10 protein-coding genes and 1 tRNA gene are annotated in these 22,880 nt (G+C 54.0%); 6 read left to right on the top strand and 5 right to left on the bottom strand.

Going from position 1 to position 22,880, the window contains the following annotated elements; all coding sequences use genetic code 11:
• Nucleotides 1-975, top strand: a complete 975-nt coding sequence (locus tag IPH75_11275) for an NAD-dependent epimerase/dehydratase family protein (GenBank protein ID MBK7142650.1) — start codon at nucleotides 1-3, stop codon at nucleotides 973-975.
• Here the strand turns inward: IPH75_11275 and IPH75_11270 are convergent.
• Nucleotides 972-2,888 (bottom strand): hypothetical protein, encoded by a 1,917-nt coding sequence (locus IPH75_11270; GenBank protein ID MBK7142649.1) that lies wholly within the window; start codon nucleotides 2,886-2,888, stop codon nucleotides 972-974. The two genes, IPH75_11275 and IPH75_11270, sit on opposite strands and share 4 nt — an antisense overlap.
• 224 nt (nucleotides 2,889-3,112) lie before the next feature.
• Between IPH75_11270 and IPH75_11265 the strand changes: the two genes are divergently transcribed.
• A tRNA-Leu gene (locus tag IPH75_11265) sits at nucleotides 3,113-3,196 on the top strand.
• A gap of 249 nt (nucleotides 3,197-3,445) precedes the next feature.
• Here the strand turns inward: IPH75_11265 and IPH75_11260 are convergent.
• From IPH75_11260 to IPH75_11245, 4 genes are all read right to left on the bottom strand, one after another.
• The gene (locus IPH75_11260) at nucleotides 3,446-4,816 is read right to left on the bottom strand and encodes an insulinase family protein (protein ID MBK7142648.1); all 1,371 of its coding nucleotides are present in this window, start codon (nucleotides 4,814-4,816) and stop codon (nucleotides 3,446-3,448) included.
• Nucleotides 4,813-6,138, bottom strand: coding sequence for an insulinase family protein (locus IPH75_11255; protein MBK7142647.1), 1,326 nt, complete (start codon nucleotides 6,136-6,138; stop codon nucleotides 4,813-4,815). Before IPH75_11255 ends, IPH75_11260 begins: the two co-directional genes overlap by 4 nt.
• 283 nt (nucleotides 6,139-6,421) lie before the next feature.
• A complete protein-coding gene (locus IPH75_11250) occupies nucleotides 6,422-6,718 on the bottom strand; it encodes a hypothetical protein (GenBank protein ID MBK7142646.1) in 297 nt (98 codons plus the stop codon).
• Between the two features lie 78 nt (nucleotides 6,719-6,796).
• Nucleotides 6,797-13,036, bottom strand: a complete 6,240-nt coding sequence (locus tag IPH75_11245) for a tetratricopeptide repeat protein (GenBank protein MBK7142645.1) — start codon at nucleotides 13,034-13,036, stop codon at nucleotides 6,797-6,799.
• 294 nt (nucleotides 13,037-13,330) lie between these two features.
• Here IPH75_11245 and IPH75_11240 point away from each other — a divergent pair, with 294 nt between their 5' ends.
• From IPH75_11240 to IPH75_11225, 4 genes are all read left to right on the top strand, one after another.
• The gene (locus IPH75_11240) at nucleotides 13,331-14,596 is read left to right on the top strand and encodes a trypsin-like peptidase domain-containing protein (protein ID MBK7142644.1); all 1,266 of its coding nucleotides are present in this window, start codon (nucleotides 13,331-13,333) and stop codon (nucleotides 14,594-14,596) included.
• A gap of 383 nt (nucleotides 14,597-14,979) precedes the next feature.
• A complete protein-coding gene (locus IPH75_11235) occupies nucleotides 14,980-16,320 on the top strand; it encodes a VCBS repeat-containing protein (GenBank protein MBK7142643.1) in 1,341 nt (446 codons plus the stop codon).
• A gap of 803 nt (nucleotides 16,321-17,123) precedes the next feature.
• On the top strand, nucleotides 17,124-22,562 hold the full coding sequence (locus tag IPH75_11230; GenBank protein ID MBK7142642.1) for a T9SS type A sorting domain-containing protein: 5,439 nt from the start codon (nucleotides 17,124-17,126) through the stop codon (nucleotides 22,560-22,562).
• A 61-nt stretch (nucleotides 22,563-22,623) separates the two neighbouring features.
• A partial coding sequence (locus IPH75_11225) for a hypothetical protein (protein ID MBK7142641.1) occupies nucleotides 22,624-22,880 on the top strand: 257 nt, incomplete at its 3' end.

The raw sequence follows: 22,880 nt of genomic DNA, 5'->3' as shown, positions 1-22,880 counted from the left end.
ATGACGGATATCAATTTTGATGGTAAACGTGTGCTGATAACCGGCGGCGCCGGATTTGTCGGTTCCAATCTGACCGCCCGAGTTTGCCGAGCAGGCGGGATAGTTACCGTACTGGATGACCTGTTCACGGGAAAACTGTCGAATCTCGACTCCGACCTGAAGGTTCGATTTGTTGAAGGCTCGGTCACTGATGAATCGCTGGTGAACAAACTGGTGAAAGAAGCTGACTTCGTTGCTCACATGGCGGCGCGCAATATCATCATTTCGACCAAAAATCCCCGCGAGGACTATGCGACCAATATCGGGGGGACGCTGAATGTGTTGATGGCCGCCAAAGAGTTTGGAGTCGAGCGGATCGTCTATACTTCTTCAGCCTCTGTCTACGGTAACCCGAAGATCATTCCGATCTGCGAGGATGAACGGACGATCACTTTTTCGCCATACTCCGTATCCAAGTTGGCGGGCGAGAATTATTGCCTGGCATTTTATGAGTCATACGGAATCCCGGTTGGCTCGGTTCGCTATTCAAATGTGTATGGTCCCAAACAAGACCCGGCCAATCCGTACTGCGGCGTTGTCTCCAAATTCATGGAGTTGATCGCCCGTGGCGAGGCCCCGCAGATCCATGGCGATGGCCAGCAAACGCGCGATTTCACGTATGTCGATGATGCGGTTGATGCGACACTCGTTGCATTGTTGTCGCCACGATCGGAGGGGATGGCCTACAATCTCGGCACCGGTGTGGAAACCAGGGTCGGCGAACTAGCCAGATTGATCGCCAAGCTGATGAAGTCAACGATCGAGCCGGTGCATATCGACCGACGAGATATCGACAATATCCGCAGACGCGTACTCAATATCGAATTGATCCGGATGCGCCTTCGCTGGGTCCCGCAGGTCGGCCTCGAAGAAGGTTTGCGACGGACGGTCGAGTGGTTTAAACAGCAACAAGTCGGAACAGCCCGACTGCTCTAGTCTATCGGCTCCAGATGCCAGTACATATCCGGGTAGCGTGAGCGGAGCTGCTCATCGGTAGTGTGTGTGCGCGGGAGCGCCTGGATTTCATATATCCCCGCTGCATGTTTCAAGAGAAATGACTCTGGACCACTTCTGAGGTCACTTGCAAAACGATAAAGCAGCGGCGATGCCATTTTGTTGAATGCAGCCTGGTACAGCGAGATATTGACCCGACCGGTGGCGCTGTCGATTGGCAGATAGAGATAGTCAATCGGACTGTAACGATTGTATCGTAGCGCGTACGCCAATAATTCCGGTTCCACTATTTTTGCCGCCTGCTGAATAAACAGCTCGCGCTGGCTGTAACGTCCGGCGGTGTGAGCGGTCATATTGTTCAAGGGAATAAAGAGGTAGTACGGCAGATAAACTGCCTCAATGTAGTTCTGAGTAAGGAAGACTGTCCCATTGGTATTCACCGACCGAAATGGGGTCAGGTCTTTTGCCGGCATTCGCGAGTTGACCGCAAACTTGTAGAACTCTTCAGATCGCGGTTCGGCCTGAGCATTTGCGACAACGAACAAACAAACGATCACAACTCCGACTAATCCGCGCCGAAGATTGGCATGTCCATCGGTCTGTTTCCACCATTCCAGCATCGCGGCTCCAAGCGGTATGATCGCAAAGACGTGGGCGAATTCGATGATCTTGCGTGTCTGAAGTGAAGAGTGTTCAATATTGAGAATGCGATCGAGGATTATCAACAGCAGACAGCCGATATAGAAGTAGACCATCTTCCCATTGCCCCATGCCCGCCAGAGATAAAAGGCGGCGAAGACACCTCCGAGGATCAGGAAAACTTCGAGAGAAAACGACGGCCATTCGCGTGTCAGATCAAGGTGTCTCTCCTTGAACCAGAGATGCTGCATCGACTCCGCCCCGAACCGCCGGATCGCGCGAAGCAGGGGAGCCCAGTAGACGGCGCTGACAATCGCGACTCCCGCAGCGAGAATCAGCTTATGCCTGACTTCGCGCCAGAGCGCGCTGAGTGATCGTGTCCGATAATACGTGGCGAAGAGAATGATCGGCGTTGCGACAGCGACTATCAGAAACCAATAGTAGTAGATCATGAAGATGCAACCGCCGATAAGTGATCCGACCACGTACTCACGCCAACCGAATATCTTCGCGTCAGGGTCAGCACCAAACCCTCGTTCAAAGTAGGACAACCACCAGGGAATGAACAGGCTGGCGGAGATCGATTCGTAATAGATCCAGTCCATGTACTTGTAGCCGAGGAACAGCACGATCAATGCGGTCAGGGCGCTGGCAGATGGTGAAAGGAGCCGTCTCCAAGAGAAGTACAGCAACCAGGGGTAGACCAGAAAGATCAGGAAATAACCCCACTTAACTGTCTGATACGCCTCGATCCCAATGGTCTTTGCATACACTGCCATCAACGCAAACCAGCCGGGGGGATAAAAACTTGGAAGATCTTTCAGATACCAGTCTTGAAAGAAAGAACCATAGGCCATCATTTTGCATATTGCGGCCAGGCGATTCCCGTTGTCACCCCAGTGGCCGTTTGTGCCATATTCGGTACCGCGAAAGAGATATCCGTACTGGATCAGGAAATAGGCCGACACGGCAAACACGGCGAGGAATGGAGCTAGCGGCCGTCGACGCATCAGGTAGAGAACAAAGAGCGAAACAGAGAGCCAGCCGAGTGACCACAAGCGGGCGCGGATAAGATCGGTGACATGGCCCGGCGATTGGTAAGTGTAGTTCTTGAATTGTCCGAAGAGCTGAAAGCCGACTACGGCCAGAATCAGGATCAGTCCGACGAGTATCGATCTCTCGACCCAGGAAAAGACGTACCCTTTGGGTGAATCCGAATCCGTTGATGGCGTGAGGTGACCGGTATCGTTAAGCATTTGTCAGGCAGTTGCTTATGGTGTCGGTGGAGGGTCTGCAAGAATTCCGGTATTGTCTGAACATAGGTGGATATGGCGGTGATTGTACGGCTCCTTAGCTGCAAAAGTATATGCAACAACAGGTCAAGGCAACAAGGAAACATGGGTAAGATTGGCACTTGCCAGCCGTGGAAAACTGATTATACTACTGCTCCTGAAAACGGCCATCGGGCTGTACAGATAATGCCGAAGTGGTGAAATTGGTAGACGCGCTGCGTTCAGGGCGCAGTTCTCGCAAGGGAGTGGGGGTTCGAGTCCCCCCTTCGGCATAAATATCCAAGCCCTAAACCTCATTGGTTTATGGGCTTTTTTTGTATCTGGTAGTCGGTTCCCCCTCTAAGAATGCACAAAGATTAATAGAGACCTATTTAGTACCATCAAGCATCCACAATAATACCACAGGGGCAGTGGATCTCAGCGACCTATCGCTCCTGATCGCATACTTGAGTGTCACGCCGCGGACGACTTTACCGAGTTGCCCGTAAGGGAAACTTGGGAATTGCAACGGGGCAGGTCGGCTATTTTTCCGAGAACGGTCGCACTGTAACCGGACCGTATTTCTCGGCTTGTGCGCGGATATCGTCAGCCTTCCCGACCAGAATTAGGCGATAGTGGTCCTTGGCAAAGTACTTGTTTGCGGCATCCATCGCCTGCTGTGGCGTGACTGCCTTGAGCCGTTCCTGGAAGTCCTCGTAATACGACTTATTCAGGCCGTTGACCCACATGTCGGTGAATACACCGGCCAGGCTTCCGTTGGTCTCGAACTCAAGCGGATAAGTACCGCTTCGGAAATTGGCACCATCCGTCAATTCCGAATCCGATACCATTTCAGTCTGCATCTTGAGTGCCTCCGCCAGAACGATATCCACCACCTCGCCGACCGTGGCATTCTTGGTAAACGTCTGCACGTAAACCAAACCACCTGGCTTGAAATGTTGACTCCGACAAGAAACGCCGTAGGTCAATCCGCGGTTGACCCGTATCTCGTCCATCAGGCGAGAGGCAAACGAGCCGCCGTAGACGGTGCGAACAACTTCGAGGGCAGGGAAGTCTGGGTGATTCAACGGCATCCCGCTCCCGCCAATTCGGATCTGAGTTTGCGATGCATCAGATTTGTCGTAAATAAGTACTTCCCGTCCGGTAACTGCAGGGAAAGCGGTCTCCATCGGTGGCAGTAATGCCTTGCCGGCCCATTTCCCGAAATATTTCTTGGCCCACGTGCGGACGGATGATGGCGCGATATCACCGCACACCACGAGGACGCAGTTGTTTGGTGTATAGTGGGATCTTATGAACTGAGCAACATCATCCTGCGTGAGCGGCTCGACTGTCGCGGGCAGACCGCCGCTGAAATGGGAAAATCGGCTATCGCCAAGAATCTCCTGGCGAATGGCATCATTGGCGACAGTGGCCGGGTTTTCCCGCCGACCCTGCAGATCGCCCAGAGTCCGCGCTTTAGTCTTGTCGAATTCGTCGGCCGCAAAAGTCGAATGGAGGATCATATCGGCCAGTATCTCAAACGATTTTTCTCCCTGAGCGGACAGGAACTCACCTTCGAACCCTGCCGACACATTCCCGCACTCATTTTGCAGTGTGCCGCCCCCGAACGCGATTTCGTCCGCAATCTGCTTGGCCGTACGAGTAGCGGTGCCACGCATCAGCATCTCGTTGGCCAACGCCGCGAGACCTTCTTTGCCGGCAGGATCATAGATAGATCCCCCGCGGCAGGTCAATTTGAGCGAAAACAACGGGAGTTGCGGCCGCTGTATGACCTGAACGGTCAGCCCGTTATTGAGCGTGAACTGCTCGGCCGTGGGCAAAGTGATCTTGGCCGACGCCGGGATTGCCAGGGCAAACGCCACCAGACATATGATGAGGAGCTGTTTCACTGGTTGCCTCCTTCCGGAACGAGCGTCACGGTCGTGGAATTTTTCACGATGAAATACCGTGCCATCACCTCTTTGACCTGCTCGATCGTGACCGCGTTGATGCGATCGACGTACGAGTAGAGTGCTTTCCAGTCGCCGTAAAGCGTTTTGTATCTGGCCAACTCGTGAGCTGTGCCGTTGTTGGTCTGGTAGCCCTTGTAGAAGTTGGCCGTCAGGCTGTTTTTGGCCTTCTGCAACTCCTCGGCGGTCGGGCCGTTGACAGTCAAATCTGCGAGAACTGAATCGAAAGCAGTCTCGGCTACCTGGTACTTCACACCGGGGGTTACCGCGACATAAAAGTAGAATAGCGATGGATCAAATCCCCATTCGAACCCGCCATATTGGTCAAGGGCCACCTGCAGATCGTTAACCAGCGTCTGGTTCATTCGGCAGGATTCACCGGTGGTCAGAACAAACTGGATGACCTCAAGCGGATACAGGTCCGGGCTGTCCTTATCCCCGATATGGTAGCCACGCATGATATGTTCATGCTCGGCTTCGCGCTCGAGAAATACTCGTTTGGCCCCGCGCTGTTCCGGCTCATATCGCGGAACGACTGGCGGCGGCGGGCCGCTCTGCAGACCGCCAAGATACTGCTTTACCAGCGCCAACGTCTTCTGGGTATCAAAGTCGCCGACGATCGCCACTACTGCATTGTTGGGTGCATAATACGTTTGGAAATACTCCAGAGCATCGGCTCGGTTGAAGTTCTTGATTGACCCCATCCAACCGATCACCGGAGCTTCGTACGAATGGGCCATGAAGGCGGTGGCCCACATTTCTTCGTCCATAATGCCGAGATTGTCATTGTCGGAGCTGACCAGCCGCTCTTCGGAAACGACCCCGGCCTCGGACTTCACCTGTTCCTCCAGTAGCGCCAAGTTGGCCATGCGATCGGATTCGAGATCCAGCACCAGTTCCAGCGCTTCGACCGGGAAATCCTCATAGTAGGCCGTGATATTCTGACTGGTGTAAGCGTTGTTGTTTCCACCTTTGGATTCCAGTGCCTGGTCGAACATCTTGGGGCCGTATTTCTTGGCGCCATTGAACATCATATGCTCGAAGAAATGACTGACGCCGGAATTTTCCCGTCGTTCATTGCGCGAGCCAACCTTGTAAATGGTGTAGTAGGAAATGACCGGCGCAGTGTGGTTCTCCATCATCAGGATGGTCAGGCCGTTGTCGAGTTTGTGCTCGGTGACATTGAGTTGAAAACTCGCATGGGCGGAAACAACCCCGATTAGCAACGCCAGCACAGTCAGTATGACTGGTTTTCTGATCACGCGTGTCCTCCTGAGAGATATATCAAATGATGATTTAATGCGGGGGATAACTGAGATACGACAGCAGTTCATAGCAGGCAGCCTTCGGGCACTGGGAGGGCAATCCACGCCGTGGATGTTTCCGGGCAGGTCCTTCCGTAGTGCTGACCTGCAAGGTACGGTTTGCGGCAGGGTTTGGCAACTACCTATAAGCATTCAATCCGGGACAGGAGGACAACGACCATGTTGGGATTGGCGATGCCTGCTGTTGCGTAGGCTCGACAGGAAATTTCGACAATTCCTGTCATCCGGCCGGCGTCAGAACCGTCAATATCCAGATCGTCGCAATAAACGTCAGCCAGCTCAATCCCCAGACCAGCAGATGCCGGCGAAAGAGATGGTCGAGCGGAACGAGAGCGAATTTCGTGCTTTGCCAGACCACCAGATCGGGGCCATCCGTTTCTTCAGTGATCAGGTAAGACCTGATCGGTATTATCGGTACATTGATCAAGCAGAACCATTTGGTGGCGATGCGCCCGCGGCCATCACTCGTTTTGGCCCGGCCATACAGTGTGGTTCCGCATCCAAAGAGCATGAACATAGTTTCTGGATCTCTCTTTCCTGACAACTTCTAAACAGTCCAACCTCGTGCATGGTGAAGCATGCGGCACTAATCAGTTTACTTCCACTTCCCCAGAATGATAAATGCTCCCCAACTGAAGGGATGATCTACGCCGCCTGACTTTTTGATCTCCCCAATTCGTGCGAGCTGGATCTGACGCAATAGATCCGGGAATGCGCCATCTTGGGCGGCATATAATTGGCTCATCATGCTGGCCGTCTCTTTATCAGGGACTGGCCAGAGACTGCTGATCACAGTACCTGCGCCAGCCAACAAGAACGCACGACGCAGACCGTACACACCTTCGCCTGCCTTTACTTCGCCCAGACCCGTCTCGCAAGCTGATAGGACAACCAATTGAGTTCCGGTCAAGGGGAGACTGACCACTTCCTCGGCAGTCAGAATACCGTCATCGATCCCCGCACTATCCGCGCCATCTCCATGCAGATTGGCTCCTGCAAGGAGAAGTCCTGATTGCAGCAACGGACTTTCGTTAGCGCGAGCCTGATCACTTTCGTCGCCGCAGACGCCACTCAGGAAGAACCCATGGGTGGCGATATGCACCACCCGATGTCCGGGCGAGAACTTTTTGATGTTATCTTCCGTCGCGTTTGGTCCAAAGAACGGCTGAATCTCTTCTTTTCGGCTCGAGCGCCAACCGGACATGATCTGCTCGATCTCTTTTCGTGTCGATGGAAGTTGCGCCACCTTCATATCGGCCAGGGTGCCACAACTAGAGCGGATATTGCGCGCACCCGAAGCAACGGAATCTGCCGTTATAGGAGTCGCAGTTTCTTCGCCTTTTACGCGCGCTGAGGGAGAGGCACTGTAATCTGGGTCCCCCATCGCGAATAACCCCGTGGCCACAATCGGTTTTGCCTCGGCTCGCAGCAGATCACGTCCGGAAGAGAGATAATGAATGGGGTACTTCTCAATGAGATAGGTTTCTGCGCTATCTTTCAGCGCCGAAAAGGATACGAGATTCAGGGCGGCATCAGGCGCCACCATCACCGTCTTGGATCCTGTCAGCAGCTTCTCCACCGGTTTCCAGACGGATTCCCAGACGGCGCGACTTCGCGCAGCATACCCGATCGCGTCAAGCGGCAAAAGCGTATATCCGGACGACGAAACCTTGGTCATATGGCGGCGATACGATGCTACCTGTTCATCGATGACCGCGGAGCCGCCAAGGTCGACAACTCGTGGAGGAAAATTGCGTCGAAGGACGATTGCCAGGTAACGTCCGCGAGTCGAATCAACCTGATCGAACTGGTCCGCAAAACTGAAGTACTCAACCAAGCAGACATCGTTCGGCAAGCGATCACTGACTGACTTCGCCGAGATCTCTGCGCCGGAAAGGAGCCCTCGAAACTCAGAACTCCTCAGAGCAAGTTCGGATTCAATTTCATCGGCCCGAAGGTTAAGCGAATCGATCTGAAGCTGGGCGCCCTGGTCTTCCTGGCTAGACGTCACCTGACGAGACCGTTGCAGCGAGATCTCTCTCAGTTCCTGGCTCAGTGCCTGGATGGTGGAATCCTGCATTGTGCGCAAGGCCCGATGTCGATTGAAAACCTCTTCCGACACCTGCCCCTTTACCTGAAGAATAATATCTACCGCCACAGAATCCCACGCTTCGGAGACCGTCTCGGCCCGCATGTAGGCGGTAAGAAACATCTGCGCCGCCTGTGATATCTGTTGCGAATAGACCAGGGCATCAGACTCGGAAAGGGCCAGTGCATTTCGGCGAAACGCCTGATGCGCTGTCTCAAACGCCATTCGACTCGCTTCTATCGCGCGTGGCCAATCTGCCATCCGCAATGCACATCGACTCTCCCCAAGCAGAGCCGGGACCATGGCGACGGTGTGACTGTCAACGACGCGCTGATAGACCACCCGGGCAGCCATATACAAAGTATCTGCCTCGGAGAGCTTCCCCATGCGGTAACTGACATCGCCGAGGGCGGTAAAATTGGCAGCGACTGTAGGATGGTCCAACCCAAAAAGGGCCGAGTCCAAGACGTATTCTTCGCTGTACAGCGTCTGCGCCTCATCAAGGTGTCCTTGGCGCAAATGCAGATCTGCCAGGCCGTGAACTGTCGCAGCAGTGCTGGCATGTAATGATCCATAGATGTGTCCAAACGTTTGCAGCGCCTCCCGGAACAGCGGCTCTGCCTTTGTGTAATCACCCTGATCACGATGCCACTCGGCCAACTGAAAGGTGCTCTTGGCCACGAGCGGATGCAGTTCGCCATACACCGACCGGTAAATGGAGAGTGCACGCTGCCTCGCATGAATCACCTCGTCCTGACGGTTTTGCGCTGCATAGAGATTCCCCAAAACTGTGTAGCACTCACCCAGTGACGATGCGTTGCCGCCAAAAGCGTCCATCCGCTTATTGAGTGCTCCTCGAAGCAGCCGTTCAGCGGACGCAAAATCACCGCGTGCCATCGCCAATCGTCCTTTGACCATCTGGACGCCGGTCGCGGTGACTATCCGCTGACCAAGCTCATCTCCGCGAAGTGAATCAAAGTAGCTGAGCGTCGTATCCACAAAGGAAAGGAGCCCCATATCCAGCAGGACCTCGGCTCCCTGCAGAAATGCAGACACCACTTCCGGATGATGCGGACCAAGCTCAGCCAATATCGGACCAATGACGTCTCCGTATCGGATTAACGCATCCGCCGAGTTCGACCGCGCCACCGCCAGCTCCGCCAGCCGCTTTCTATAGATCACGTCGCCAAAGGACTGCTGCCCTTCGAGTGCGGCGAGGATGTCACTGAATCGGGCAAACGAGGACTCCGCGTCAACATATCTGGCTTGCTGGGCAAATAGCGACCCCTGCACATCGTATGCAGTCGCCAGCAACGGATGCCCGTCCCCAAGGTTGCGTCGAATGGCCGAAATTGCCTTGTCGACATATTCTGTTGCTGTCGGGAAGCGGGCCAACATGGTCTGCACTCTGGCCATTCCCAGGAGCGCCTCGGCATAGAGTGGATGGTTCTCACCTAGATATCGATAGAGGAACGAAGAAGCGGCAGAAAAGAGGCTGTCCGCTTCATGAAACTCCTGTCGTTCATAGTGGATCTCGCCCAGCCCGATCAGTGCTTCCGCATAGGTCGCGGCATACTGGATCTCATGATCCTTGACGACGGTGATTACTTTCAGATAAGTGGATGCCGCCTGAGCGAGCAACCCACGTTCCCGAAGAATATGTCCCTGAATGTTAACATGGTCAAATGACTGCTGTGAATTGGCAAGGTCACTCCGCGTCAACTCGGAGTCAATCAGCGGGAGGACTGCTTCGGCTAGATCATACATCCGCATTTGCAAACGACAACGGGCAAGGTATATCTTTCCCGTTCTTATCCGTTGCTTGTTTTCTTCCAGAGTCGAATCAAGCTGATTCAGTAGGTTCTCATATAGAGCTGCCGCTTTGCTGAAATCGCCCCGTTGAAACTCCAATCCCGCCAGCGCCAGCGTATGTCCCGGTCGCCACCAGGCAAGCGCCGCCGAGTCTTCCTGACACATCAGGTCAAACGTATCGATGGCCTGTTGTGCCAGATCGAACCGTCCCTGCAAAGCATAAATGCCTGCAAGTCCTGGAAGCTGGGCGTTCCCCAGACGAGGTATTTCTGACCAGAGCTCACGTTCTTGCGTCAGTAGGGCCGTGTACAAAGATTCCGCGGCAGTCAATTTCCATTGCGACATATAAAGGTCGCCAAGAATTGACTGGGCCTTGCTGAGAGTCGCCGCGTCAAAATACTCCGAACCCTCCCGCATCACGATGACTCGCTTCAATAACTGCTCGGCTTCGACGTAATTCCCTGCGCCTCGATGGCCCAGCGCCAGGAGGATCATCACATCGGCATGCTCGTTGTCATTCAGGGCATTGATGCGGCGTCGCACCTCCACTACTCTCCGTATCATCGCTTTACCAGCGGCGACTTTGCCGGTCAGGATATCCAACATGGCCTTCCGGGTTAGAACATCCAGAGTGGTCCTGTCCTCGGGACCATAATACTCGTATGCCGTTGCAATGACTTGATTGAGTAACTCCCCAAACTCAACATATCGATCCTGGCTACTGAGAAAATCTATGTACTTGATCTGCCAGCCAACTACCTCAGGATTACCGGGAAGGAGCGCTGAATCTGCGATTGCCAGTGCCTCCCGAAAGTATTCATTGGCAGTTTCATACTCCGCCATCTCTCCATGCAGTTTCCCCAGGTTGGTACAGATTTCGGCGAGATTTCGCGAGGTCGCCGAGTCAGCTCCATGAGTCAGGAGAATTTCTCGATACTGATCGTAGGCGCTGTGCAGCAATTCTGAAGCGTCAGTGTAGTTGCCCGCCAGCAGTTGACACCAGCCAGCCAATCCAAGATCTGTGGCGATTCGGGCTGAGTCAATTGGGGTGCGATTCCGAAGAAGCAGAATCGCTTCATTGTATCTGAATCCCGCGCTATCATATCTCCCCTGGCGGATGATCGCGCTGGCATGAGTCTCGATCAGATCGATCTGGAGAACGGTATCATGCGGTGCGATCGCGTAAATGTCGTCAAAAGCAGACCGAGCGAGAGAATCAGCCCGATCAAACTCTTCCAGCTCAATCACCTCAAACACCCGCCGCCATGCTGCCTCGGTCGCACCCGCCGCCCCTCTCTTACCCGTCGCAGTATATAATTCATAGGCCCCGGCGTAGAACTTCTCAGCATCGGCAGCAAGACCGAGTTCCGATCGCGCCGTCCCCTGGGCGATCAGAATGCCCGCGAGGGAAGCAGTATCAACAGGAACGGCAGCCTCAAGGCGCTGATATGAAACCGCGTATAACGAGTCGGACTCACCCAGACGTCCCTGTTTCCCGATCGCATTTGCGAGATTGTGCCAATAGACGTGATTCTCCGAGCTTGACGGCCGGATCAATTCAAAGTACGTGAGCGCCTGCAGGAACGGGCCTTCCGCATCGGCATATCGAGACTGATTGAAGAGTACCAATCCATAGGAGTTGTAGCAGTTCGCTATTGTTGTCGTATCAACGGAATACAGCTCAAAGAGAGGAAGCAATTTGACGTAGGTCGATTCTGCGCTGATCGGGTCGACACTACTTTGAGCGGAAGCGAGGTTGTTCAGGATAGTGAGGTAGATTCCGCCGAGCGTGTCACCGGCCCGTTCATAATAACTGAGTGCCGTTTGGTAGACTGGGATCGCCAACTCAGCCGACTGCTGCTCATAAATGACATTGGCGATCCTATTGTAGTCGAAACCGATGAGGGAGAGCTCGTCTCCGGGAAAGTACCGTTCACGGTAGGCAATCGCCTCTTTCAGCAGCGGGATCGCCTCGGTATCTCGGTCCCCGGAGTAATATACACCGGCCAGATTCTCCAGTGTTCCCGCAAGCGAGTTCGTCGTGGTGTCGTTGAGAGCGCGGTACCAGTCGAGGGCAAGTTGATAGTAGGTGGCAGCACTATCGTAATGTTGAAGTGCCGAGAACAACTCGCCCAACCCGTCGGAAATGGCGGCATAAAATGAGGAATCACTGGCTTTCAAGGGCCGGGACTGTGCCAATGCTCTCTTATAGAGCGATTCTGCCAGGGGAAACTCTTCGGCCCATCTATAAGCATTGGCCGCAGCATACAACTCCACAACAGACCAGGTGCTGGATTCGCCCAGCGCGGCCGTGAAAAACCTCTCGGCATGAAGATACGATTTGCCTGCCAGACTCAACTCATTAACAGCATAGAGAAGGTCCGCTACGGTGTTGGTAATGCGAGCGATCATCGAATCAGCGGAGGTCGGGATCGAATCAAGCACGTTCGTAGCCTCAATGGCAAATGGAAGCGCAGAAAGGCTATCCGCCATGTCGAGATAGAGCATCACGAAGTTGGTTCTGGCATAGTAGGCCAATGAATCAGCCGGCAGGGAGAGAGTTCGATGTAGTGCCAGGGCGATACTATCAAATCTGGCGGCCTCCTCCCATCTCTGCAGACTGTGCAGGACCACAGCGTTGTCCATGGTTAAACTAACCAGTCGGTATCCGTTTGCGGGATCCAGCCGTTTGGTCATCTCAAGCGCTTTGACAACGAACGGTTCCGCCTCCTCCGCTCGACTTGCATTCAGAAGGATCAATCCCTGCCGACGATATAATTCAATGAGCGTGGTATCATTCGGACCGGATAGGGTTTCAATCTCAGTAGCCTTGGACGACAAAAGCGAGAGGGCACGTTCAGTTTCACCCGCCCGCACAAGCGAATCGGCTGTCGAGAAGATACTGTCATCAGCACTGCTTGTTGCAAAGGTCAAGAATCCCAGTAAGAGGACCGAAAACATATAATTGATAGATCTCTGACAACTTTCCATCTGGCTACCTTGTGACAGGGTCAATTATTTAGACTTCGACAATAGATTGATTACCGAATTTAACTCATTTTCTTTCAAAGACAATCGGATATCCCCCGACTAGTTAGGATAGGGGAGTCAATTAGTGGTGTTTAGCCTTTTTCTTGACATGATGGAGCTTTTTGGACTTACATTAGTATTCAGGTTAGTTGACAATTCAAAGTTTACGCATAACATCTTTCCTAAAGGAGTAAAACTGTGAAGAAGACGATTGCTGTCTTGTCGGTGATCTGCATCGCCGTGACCATGGCCATAGCCGGCCCGCCGTCAGTGAAGATCGGCTCAATCAAGCCAACCTCCGACCAAGCTAAACCAGTAAGTGATGCTGACCGTCAACTGCTTGATGCGGCGGGATTTGTCGGTTCAACTCCACGCGTCATGGCGAAGGTTGCCGGCATGAAGTCGTTTACCCCGTCTGAGGGCGACGGCGGCACTCGCCAACTCTCGGGCGCGAGCGAACTCTTTAAGAAGTGCGCTCCATCTGTCGTGGCTCTGGTCACCCCTGATGGGACTAGCCTTGGCTCCGGCACGCTTATTGATGAGCAGGGGACCATTCTCACCAACTGGCACGTGGTTGAAGGTCAGACTGAAATGCACGTTCTGTTCTACGATCCCGAATTTGCCAGCTGGGCGGATGTTGCGGTCAATGATTTTGAGCGCGGCGATGTCATTGCCACCGACAGCCATCGCGACCTCGCGCTGGTTAAACTCCGCTATCCGACCAAGCAGCCGTTCGTCAAGCTCGGGAAAGAGACTGATCTGGCTGTCGCACAGGATGTCTTTGCGATCGGTCACCCCCACGAACAGCTCTGGACATTCACCTACGGTGTGATCAGTGCGATCCGTCCGAAGTATGATTGGTCCTACGGCGAAGGGACGCAGTTCAAGGCCCAGATCATTCAGACTCAGACCCCGATCAACCCGGGCAATTCCGGCGGTCCGCTCTTCAATGAAAAGGGGAACCTGATCGGAGTTAATAGTTTTGGCGATTCTCAGGGTCAGGGCCTGAATTATGCCGTTCACCTCGAAGAATTCCGTTCCTTTATCGAAGATGGGAAGATGGGGAAATTCCCGGTTGAACCGGCACGCCAGAAACCGACTGCAACTCATGCCTCAGCCAGTGGCGGCGCTCCGTCTAGTGGCGCTTCCGGCGGAGGTACTGCTTCGGCCAGCGTTCCCGATGGCGGCGTTCCGGCTGATGCCAACGGCGACGGGAAGACCGATACATGGTGCTACGACACCAATGGCAACGGTGCCTATGATATGTATTTTATGGACAGCAACGGTGATGGAACCCCTGATGCCATCATGACCGACGTTGACGAGAATAACGTACCGGAAGCGATAATGGCCGACGAAGACGGCAACGGCACTTTTGAACATTGGTTCATTGACAAAGACGGCGACGGTCAGTATGAAACCGAAGCCTGGGACGATAACGGCGATATGCAACCTGATCGCTGAGATCTACTCTCGAATATTTACGGAGTTCGTATCAGAATCACCGAGACCTTGGTCTCGGTGATTTTTTTCATCTGCCGGATTCTTCAGAGTTCTGTGACAGTCTCCACCTCGCCTCATCTGGGCCTCTCACCCGGTGGACTCCCCTATGCTGGAAGAGGCACTGACCTTTGCGAAGGATCTGTTCATTTGACAATATGGGCAAAATACACTATCTTATTGTGTCACTGAAGGGACTCTCAAGGTCTTTCCAACTCGCCGCAGGAATGCCCGACGACCTGACTATTTTCATGCAAGTATGGCTCGACTGTTCTGTGCGGTTTTGCCACACCAATAGATAGTCACAATTCAATGAGGTTTTTGCATCCTACAGTCCGGAAGGATGGATGATCATGTTATCAACGGTATCTCGGCCCTTTACCTTCCTGCTGACACTTCTCCTCTGCAGCAGCCTTCACGCTCAGACCTGCGGTTCCAAAGTAGACTATGCAACTGGTGCAGGAGCATTCTCTGTGTTCGCTGCCGACCTCGATGGCGACGTAGATAGAGACCTCGTCGTTGCCAACTACACCGGGACCAGTATCTCGGTCCTGAAAAACAATGGCGATGGCACATTCGCAGCCAAAGTCGACTACACCGCGGGAACATTGCCAACCTCGGTACAGTGCGCTGACCTTGATGGAGATACGGATATCGATATTGTTGTCACCAACCTAACCAGCAATACCGTCTCCATATTCAAGAACAATGGAAATGGGACTTTCGCCGCCAAGGTTGACTACGCCGGTGGCGCAGGACCTCGATCAGTCTTCTGCACCAATGTCGATGGTGATGCGGATATCGATCTGGTTGTAGCGAACTATACCGGCTCCACAGTGTCCGTATTCAGGAACAACGGGGATGGAACGTTTGCCGCAAGATCCGACTATGTCACTGCTGGCGCTCCCCGCGTTGTTTTTTGCGCTGATCTTGACGGCGATACGGATGTTGATGTTGCCCTGGCCTGTAGCGGCGCCAGTCCTTCGCTGTCCGTTCTCAAAAACAACGGCGATGGTACGCTTGCGGCCAAAACTGACTACGTTGGCGGCACCGGAGTCCGCGGAGTATACGGTGCCGATCTGGACGCTGATACTGACATCGACCTGGTGGTTGCCAACTATGGTATCAGCACGGCAGGCGTATTCAGAAACAATGGTGATGGTACCTTTGCGGCCCGTACAGATTACGTCACTGGCAACGCACCAAGTTCTGTCTACTGCACTGATCTGGACGCCGACTCCGATATCGACCTGGTGGTGGGAAACTACACCGGCAGCAGCATTTCGCTGTACAAAAACAACGGTGACGGAACGTTTGCAGGAAAAGAAGATTTCGCTGCGGGGAGCGGGACTATGTCCGTCTTCTGTGCACCATTGAACGGGGACGAGATGCCCGATATCGTTGCGGCAAATCAGAACGCAAACACAGTCTCGGTCTTTTTTAACCTGCTAAGTTGCTGTTCCGGAACGACTGGAAACATGGACAAGAGCGTAGCGGAGTCTCCTGACCTCTCCGATCTTTCGCTCTTGATCGGTTTTTTGTCAATGACCCCAAGACCGCCTCTACCGTGCATTTCTGAAGCGAATGTGAACGCATCAATGGCGCAGACGCCGGACTTGTCAGATCTGTCACTCCTGATCGCATACTTGAGTGTCACGCCTCGGCCAACACTTCCGGATTGTCCGTGAGGAATTGTTCGATGGGCTGCTGCAACGAAAAAGTGTTCGAGCCTCCCTTTGGCGTAAAGTTGTGAACCGTCTGTCCTAAAGGCGTTTTGTTGTCGAGAGAATCTTCTCACTCACTCCAGGCGGTTCAAGACGGACTTTCCAAACATTCTGACTTGATTGAGAAGTGTTTGCGAGACAATCACTCAAATGAGTTTACGCCGAAATCATGATGCAGTGGACCGGGTAGAGGATCGCGCTATGTCGCCGTGAATTGACCACGCAAAAAAAAATAGTGGAATCAGCAATCGATACTCTTGACAAACTTCGGTCGCCAGCTTATGTTAGAAGCGAGTCGAGACATACTCGCTATCCCGTCTCCCGAAAAAAGGTTCGCAATTCATAGTACATAGACTACTCGCAGAGGAATGTCTACCTATATGTACCTTGTGGAAAGGGAAAGGGGGTAGCCCGACACTCGATAATCATTGCCACAGCCAGAGTTGGAGGGGACGCCTGCCACTGCCGATTGCAACATCCGCTTCGACTGCTCGGCCATTCCAGACTAGAATAACTAAGACAGGTCTTACAGCTCGACCGACGTCTACTCGCAACGTTGGCCTCACACTCTGTCTCTAAGGAGAATAGAACCAGTGAAGGTAATGTTGACACTAAGCGTGTGTTGCGCGTTGCTGTGCGGGACTTTTGCATTCGCAGAAGCACCCGTCAGACCAAATGCGACGAACACACAGGAAGATGCCAGGCTCACCGCCGGCACCTCGACTAACCCATCTCTCAACCAGATCCGAACCGAAATTGGCTCTACTGTGGCGGTTCCACTAACGCCAGGAATTGCCAATGGTCTCGGTGAAGTCAGCCTGAGCGACGGCGTTCCGGCCGTTTTGCCGCCTGCTGATTCGAAAAATCAAGTTCGCACATCAGCCGCGCTGGCTATCAATCACGGCACCTTTGGCGCGGCCCCCTATCATCGGGTTGATGCCGCCGCAGTCTCATCGTTCAAGGCAGAAGCGGCCCTGATTGCGGCCGGTGGGTACACCAGCGATGTCGCATTCCAAAGTATGGACGCATCGCTCATATCAAATGATGGCCACTCCACTTATCTGACCAGTGTGGGCGGATGCATTTACATTCAATCAGTTGTTACCGGCCTGCAAGCAGGCGATATTGTCGAGGTCGACAACAACTATTTCTATGATAACGGCACCGGGTATGCATCGTATTGGGACCAGGCGCCTTATTGGGTGCTGATCAGTCCCTACACCCACAACACAACCTCAACCATCAATAATTGGATCATCTATTTTGAACCGGATGGATTGGGCGGTTATACGATGGTGATCGGTTCCGGCCAGTACAATCTTGCGCTGGGAACCGACGATCTGACCACAGTGCTGGGGGATCTGTTCCAACTGACTCGGTCGATCAAAATTCACCAGGGAGCCACACTCATCACCCCGTTGACCAGCAGTCGTGGTTACACCTACTCAACTGCCGGAGTTACCGGTGGCGTAGTGGCCACAACCAGCGATCTGACCACCGCCGACCTCGCGCTGGTGGGTGCTGATCCAGTCTGGGTCGACGACGGCTATCTTGGTTCATTAAATGGTGATGCAGTGGATGGTCATATCTTTGGCCAGGATGCTTTTGCCACCATACCGGTCGGCATGTCAGGCGTTTTGACCGGCGGAACGGTCAACATTGCACCAGGCACTTATGTCGAAAATCTGACCATTGACAAATCCCTCGATCTGGTCGGAGCCGGCGAAGCCTCGGTCACTGTTTATCCGGCACTCTCGGCGCCAAATCCGGGCGGCGCGGGCTCGATCCCACCCGGATCAAGTAATATGGTGCTGGTTCAGGCTAATGATGTGACTATTTCCGGCATAACGTTCGACGGAGACAATCCGTCGCTCACCAGCGGGATCGTCAGCGATGGAGCAGATCTCGATGCGCGCAATGGTATCATTACCAATCACGCCTTGGGTGTCTATCAGAACCTGACTGTACACAATACCACGATTAAGAATATCTACCTGCGTGGTATCTATGCCTCAAGTGGCGGCTCGTTCTATTTTCATCATAGCTCAGTAAGCAACGTCAAAGCGACCACCTCGTCGATCGGCATGTTCAATTTCGGCGGCGGTGGGATATTTGAATACAACACCGTTGCCAACTGCAACGACGCAATTTCGGCCAACTGGTCAACCGGTTGTCAGTTCCTGCACAATACAGTCACCGGATCCAGCAGCGGAATTCACACGGACAACGCCGGTAACTACGCCGGAAGTACTGCCGACCTGATCCAGGGGAACACTATTAGCGATGGCGCGACGAACAGTTATGCCATCTTCGTGTTTGCCCCATATATCGCTCCGGTGGTAGATGGCAACATCATCTCAAATGTAGACGTAGGACTTACCTCAGCCGGCGCCTATGCCGCGGTCACTCCGCAGTTCACCAATAACGTGGTGGATGGTATGGCACGGCCGAACGCGACCGGAGTTTATGTTACGACGCAGATCTGGGGGTACGGTTCCGGGAACGTAACAGTCAATTTTGCCAATAACAGCGTCTCGAACTGCACAGACGGCATCTACCTCGAATCCGATGCCGGTTATGCGAACTCGTTTACGCTGGCGCAGAACGCGATCTATAATAACAGCAATTCGAACGTGATTACCGCCGCGGGCGCTCTGGGAACATTGACTCTGCAGTACAGTGGTAACTGGTGGGGAAGTAATGTCGGCGCAACCGTGGCCAGCTCCATTCAAGCGACAGCGGATTATACGCCGTGGCTGGATAACGGGGCAGACATCAACGCCGCGATCGGCTTCCAACCCGATCTCTCCGGGCTATGGGTCGACGATGATTCGCCGCAGCTAAACGCGACCAACCGCATTCAGGAAGCGGTTGCTCTGGTCGATGGCAGCACTATTTACCTGATGCCGGGGTTGTATGTTGGGCAAGTTGTCATTGACGCCATGGCCGACTTGAATCTCATCGGCGCTGGTGTGGCCAATACGATCATCCAGGCGCCATCCACTGCCATGACCGATTACTTCATCAGCAGCGGAACCACCCGTAATTACCCGGTTTTGATGATCACCAACTCGGCCGATGTCAAAGTCGCACAATTGACAGTCGATGGAGCCGGCAAGGGGAACAGCAACTATCGATTTGTCGGGATCGGCTACCGGAACTCGGGAGGGTCGGTTGATACCTGTTCGATCATCGATGTTCGGGATACGCCATTCTCCGGCTCGCAACACGGTGTCGCCGTGTATGCGCTTGACAATGACGGCAACGACAGAACGGTGGCTCTCCATAACGTTACGGTGACCGGCTTCCAGAAGACCGCAATTGCCATGATCGGAGCCGATCTGACCGCGACAGTCGATCACTGCACGGTGACAGGTGCCGGTCCGACGACAGTAACGGCGCAGAACGGCATCCAATTCACCGATGTCGCAGGTGGAATTGCGACTTACAATAGCGTCTCGTCCATTTCGTACACGGGCGCAAGCTGGGCGGCCTCTGGCATCCTCGCCAGTGGTCCCGGTCCCGTCACCGCAGATCATAACACGATCACCGAATGTCAGGCGTCGGGTTACTGGTCAGAGTGCGGCGGTAGTTTCACCAACAACTTGGTTTCGCAGACACTGGCCGGCACCGGGCACCACGAAGTGTACGGAATTATCGGCTACTACGGCACTGTCGGACCAGTGGCTAAGTTCCGTCCAAGCGGAATAGACACCGAACTTCACCGTTCGACCATGACCGCGTCGACATCACCCATGACCTACGTGACCGATGTTTCCGGCAATACATTCGATGGCGGCGGCACAGATACGTCCTACGCGATCTTCCCGTACGCCTACAACCTGAGCAATGCGTCATGGCAGGTTCACGACAATCGGGTCACCAACTATCTGGTTGGAATCGAATTCTACAAAGAGGCCGGCGCTTCAGTACTAGCCGGTGACATTGACAACAATGTCCTGCTCTTTAACGATTACGGCCTGGACAATAATGGCGGCGTACTGTCTGTTGAAGAGAATGTGTTCTCCAACGGACTCAATGCCGGCGACATTCTGCCCGGCAACTACTACAACCACAACTGCTGGAGCGACTATAGCGGCACTCCACCGTACGCCATAGGCGGAGGCGGGGGAAATCTTGACAACAATCCGAGCGCGGACTGCGGATTGGATCTCAGCCCGGATTCTCTCATCTATCTCTGCACGTCCGGCGTTACCGTGACGGTTTCGGTCGGCGATGCTGTCACCGCGCTTGACGCGGCCGATATTCGGCTGGAATATCCTGCGGAGTTGACTGTTGGTTCCGTTACTGCTGCTTCCGGGAATTTTTTCCTGACCTCATCGCAAACCAATCATGCGGCCGGACAAAAAGACACGCTCTTTGTTAATCTCGGCGTGTTGACCGGTGTGCAGGATGGGCCGGCTTCACTCTTTACCGTGAACTTCAGCGGTAGCGTGAGTCTTTGTGCCTGGGGCGAGATCGCAATGTACTACCGCGACCTTCGCGACAGCACCAATTCGCCGATAATCGTACCGCTTGCCACACCGGTGGCGTTTCGGTCCGATTGTCTTGACCCGGATCTGACAGTACTCTCCCCGGGTTCAGGCGGCTTCTACAATTTCGCACCGGTGCTGAATCTCAGCGCTTCCGACGACTGTGACCTTGCCGCGGTTTACTACCAGATCGATGCCTGCGGCCCAACCTGGCTGCCGATCGCGACTGGTCTTGCCGGGACAACGTACAGCAATACTGCCTGGACTCTTCCGGGATTTAGCGGACTCACCGAGGCAGCACATTGTGTTTACTTCAAGGTGGTCGATGATGCCGGCCGCGGCAATGCCGATACCTGCAGTTACACCTGGTGCTTCACCAAGGATGTCACTGCGCCAGCGCCTCCGACCAATCTTGTTGCCAAACCTGGTCACAATAAAGTGCACGTGAGCTGGCAGAATTCGACCAGTGCGGATGTGATCGGCGTCGTGCTCCAGCGCGTACCGTGGACCAACTATCCGAACTACGGGACAGTCCCGGGCACGGTCTCCGCTCCCGCCTATCCTGCGTCTCAGCTTGTTGGCACCACTGTCTTTGATAGCGCGGCATCAGTCGCTTCCAATGTCAACCATGACGATGCGGTCGGTCTTTCCAACGCCACTCGTGACATTTACTACTATGGCGCTTTTGCGTACGATGCAGCCGGAAACTACTCAGTTGCGGCTCCTGCGGCGCAGGGGAGAGCCACATCCTACTGGCTTGGAGACATTGGCGACAACACGGTCTCCCAGAATACGTCAGATGGCTTTGTCTATCTGGAGGACCTGGCTCTCTTCTCGATCGCGTATGCGACCAAGCAGGGGGATGCGGCGTTCTATGATGACGCCGATTTCGGTCCGACTTTCGGCGGCAGCCCCAAAGGGATCCCGAACCCCGATGACTCGATCCAATTCGAGGATCTGGTGATCTTTGCGATCAACTTTGACGCTGTCAATCCATCCATGAAGGCGGTGCCGATCTTTGCCGATCAGTCCGTCAATGGCGATCTGTCGCTGGCCGTAACCGGCACGCAAGAGGGACCGGATGCCACGTACCATCTTCGACTGCTCAATAACCGTGGCGACATCAAAGCGCTTCGAGTCACATTGGCTTTCGATGAGACCAGTACGCTTGATAAGGTCGAGTTGAATCCAGCCCTGACCTCAGTGACTCAGCCGATCTTCACCAAGATCATCTCTGGGCAGGGGAGCGTGACGATCGATGTTGCGCTGTTGGGGACCGGAAATACTCTTGGCGGATCCGGCGAAGTCGCCACACTGCACTTCTCGTCTCAATCAGGAACACCCAACGTCACGCTGATTGAGGGAACCCTGCGCGATCGCGAGAATCAACCTTTGACAGCGGCGCTGGTCTCGCCCGAGGTCAGGATCATTCCTCGGTCCTATAGCCTCGCGCAGAACTACCCCAACCCGTTCAACCCAGTGACCTCGATTGAATACAGCATTCCTTTGGATTGCCATGTTCGACTTGAGGTTTTCAATATGCTGGGTCAGTCCGTGGTGGTGCTGGTGGACGAACAGAAGTCTGCCGGAGTTTACTCGACTCCATGGGCAGGTACTGATCTCCATGGCAATGCTGTGGCGAGCGGTATTTACCTCTATCGTCTAAGTACGGATGCCTATTCGGCTACACGCAAGATGATGCTTGTGAAGTAGCATACACGAAAGGTGGGAGCGACGAGGGGTCGCTCCCATCGAATCTTATGGAGAGCTCCTCATGAATCTCAAGCTCGCCGCGATGCTGTTGACCTTTTTTCTGATCGTGACAGGAAGTGCGAACAGCGCACCAGAAAATCGGATCAGGTTCCTGCAGTCGGAGAATATCGTGCAACAGGTGGGAGACAGCCTGATTGTGAATCTGTCCCTGGACAGTGGCGTACAACTGGTTCACGGCTATCGGGTTCGTTTCAGCTTTGATACGACCATTCTGCGACTTGACAATATCAGCGCGACTCCCGCCTGGAACGCCGGGGA

It is taken from the genome of bacterium (assembly GCA_016708025.1).
GTDB lineage: Bacteria > Zixibacteria > MSB-5A5 > GN15 > FEB-12 > FEB-12.
This window is presented reverse-complemented; position numbering and strand designations above follow the sequence as displayed.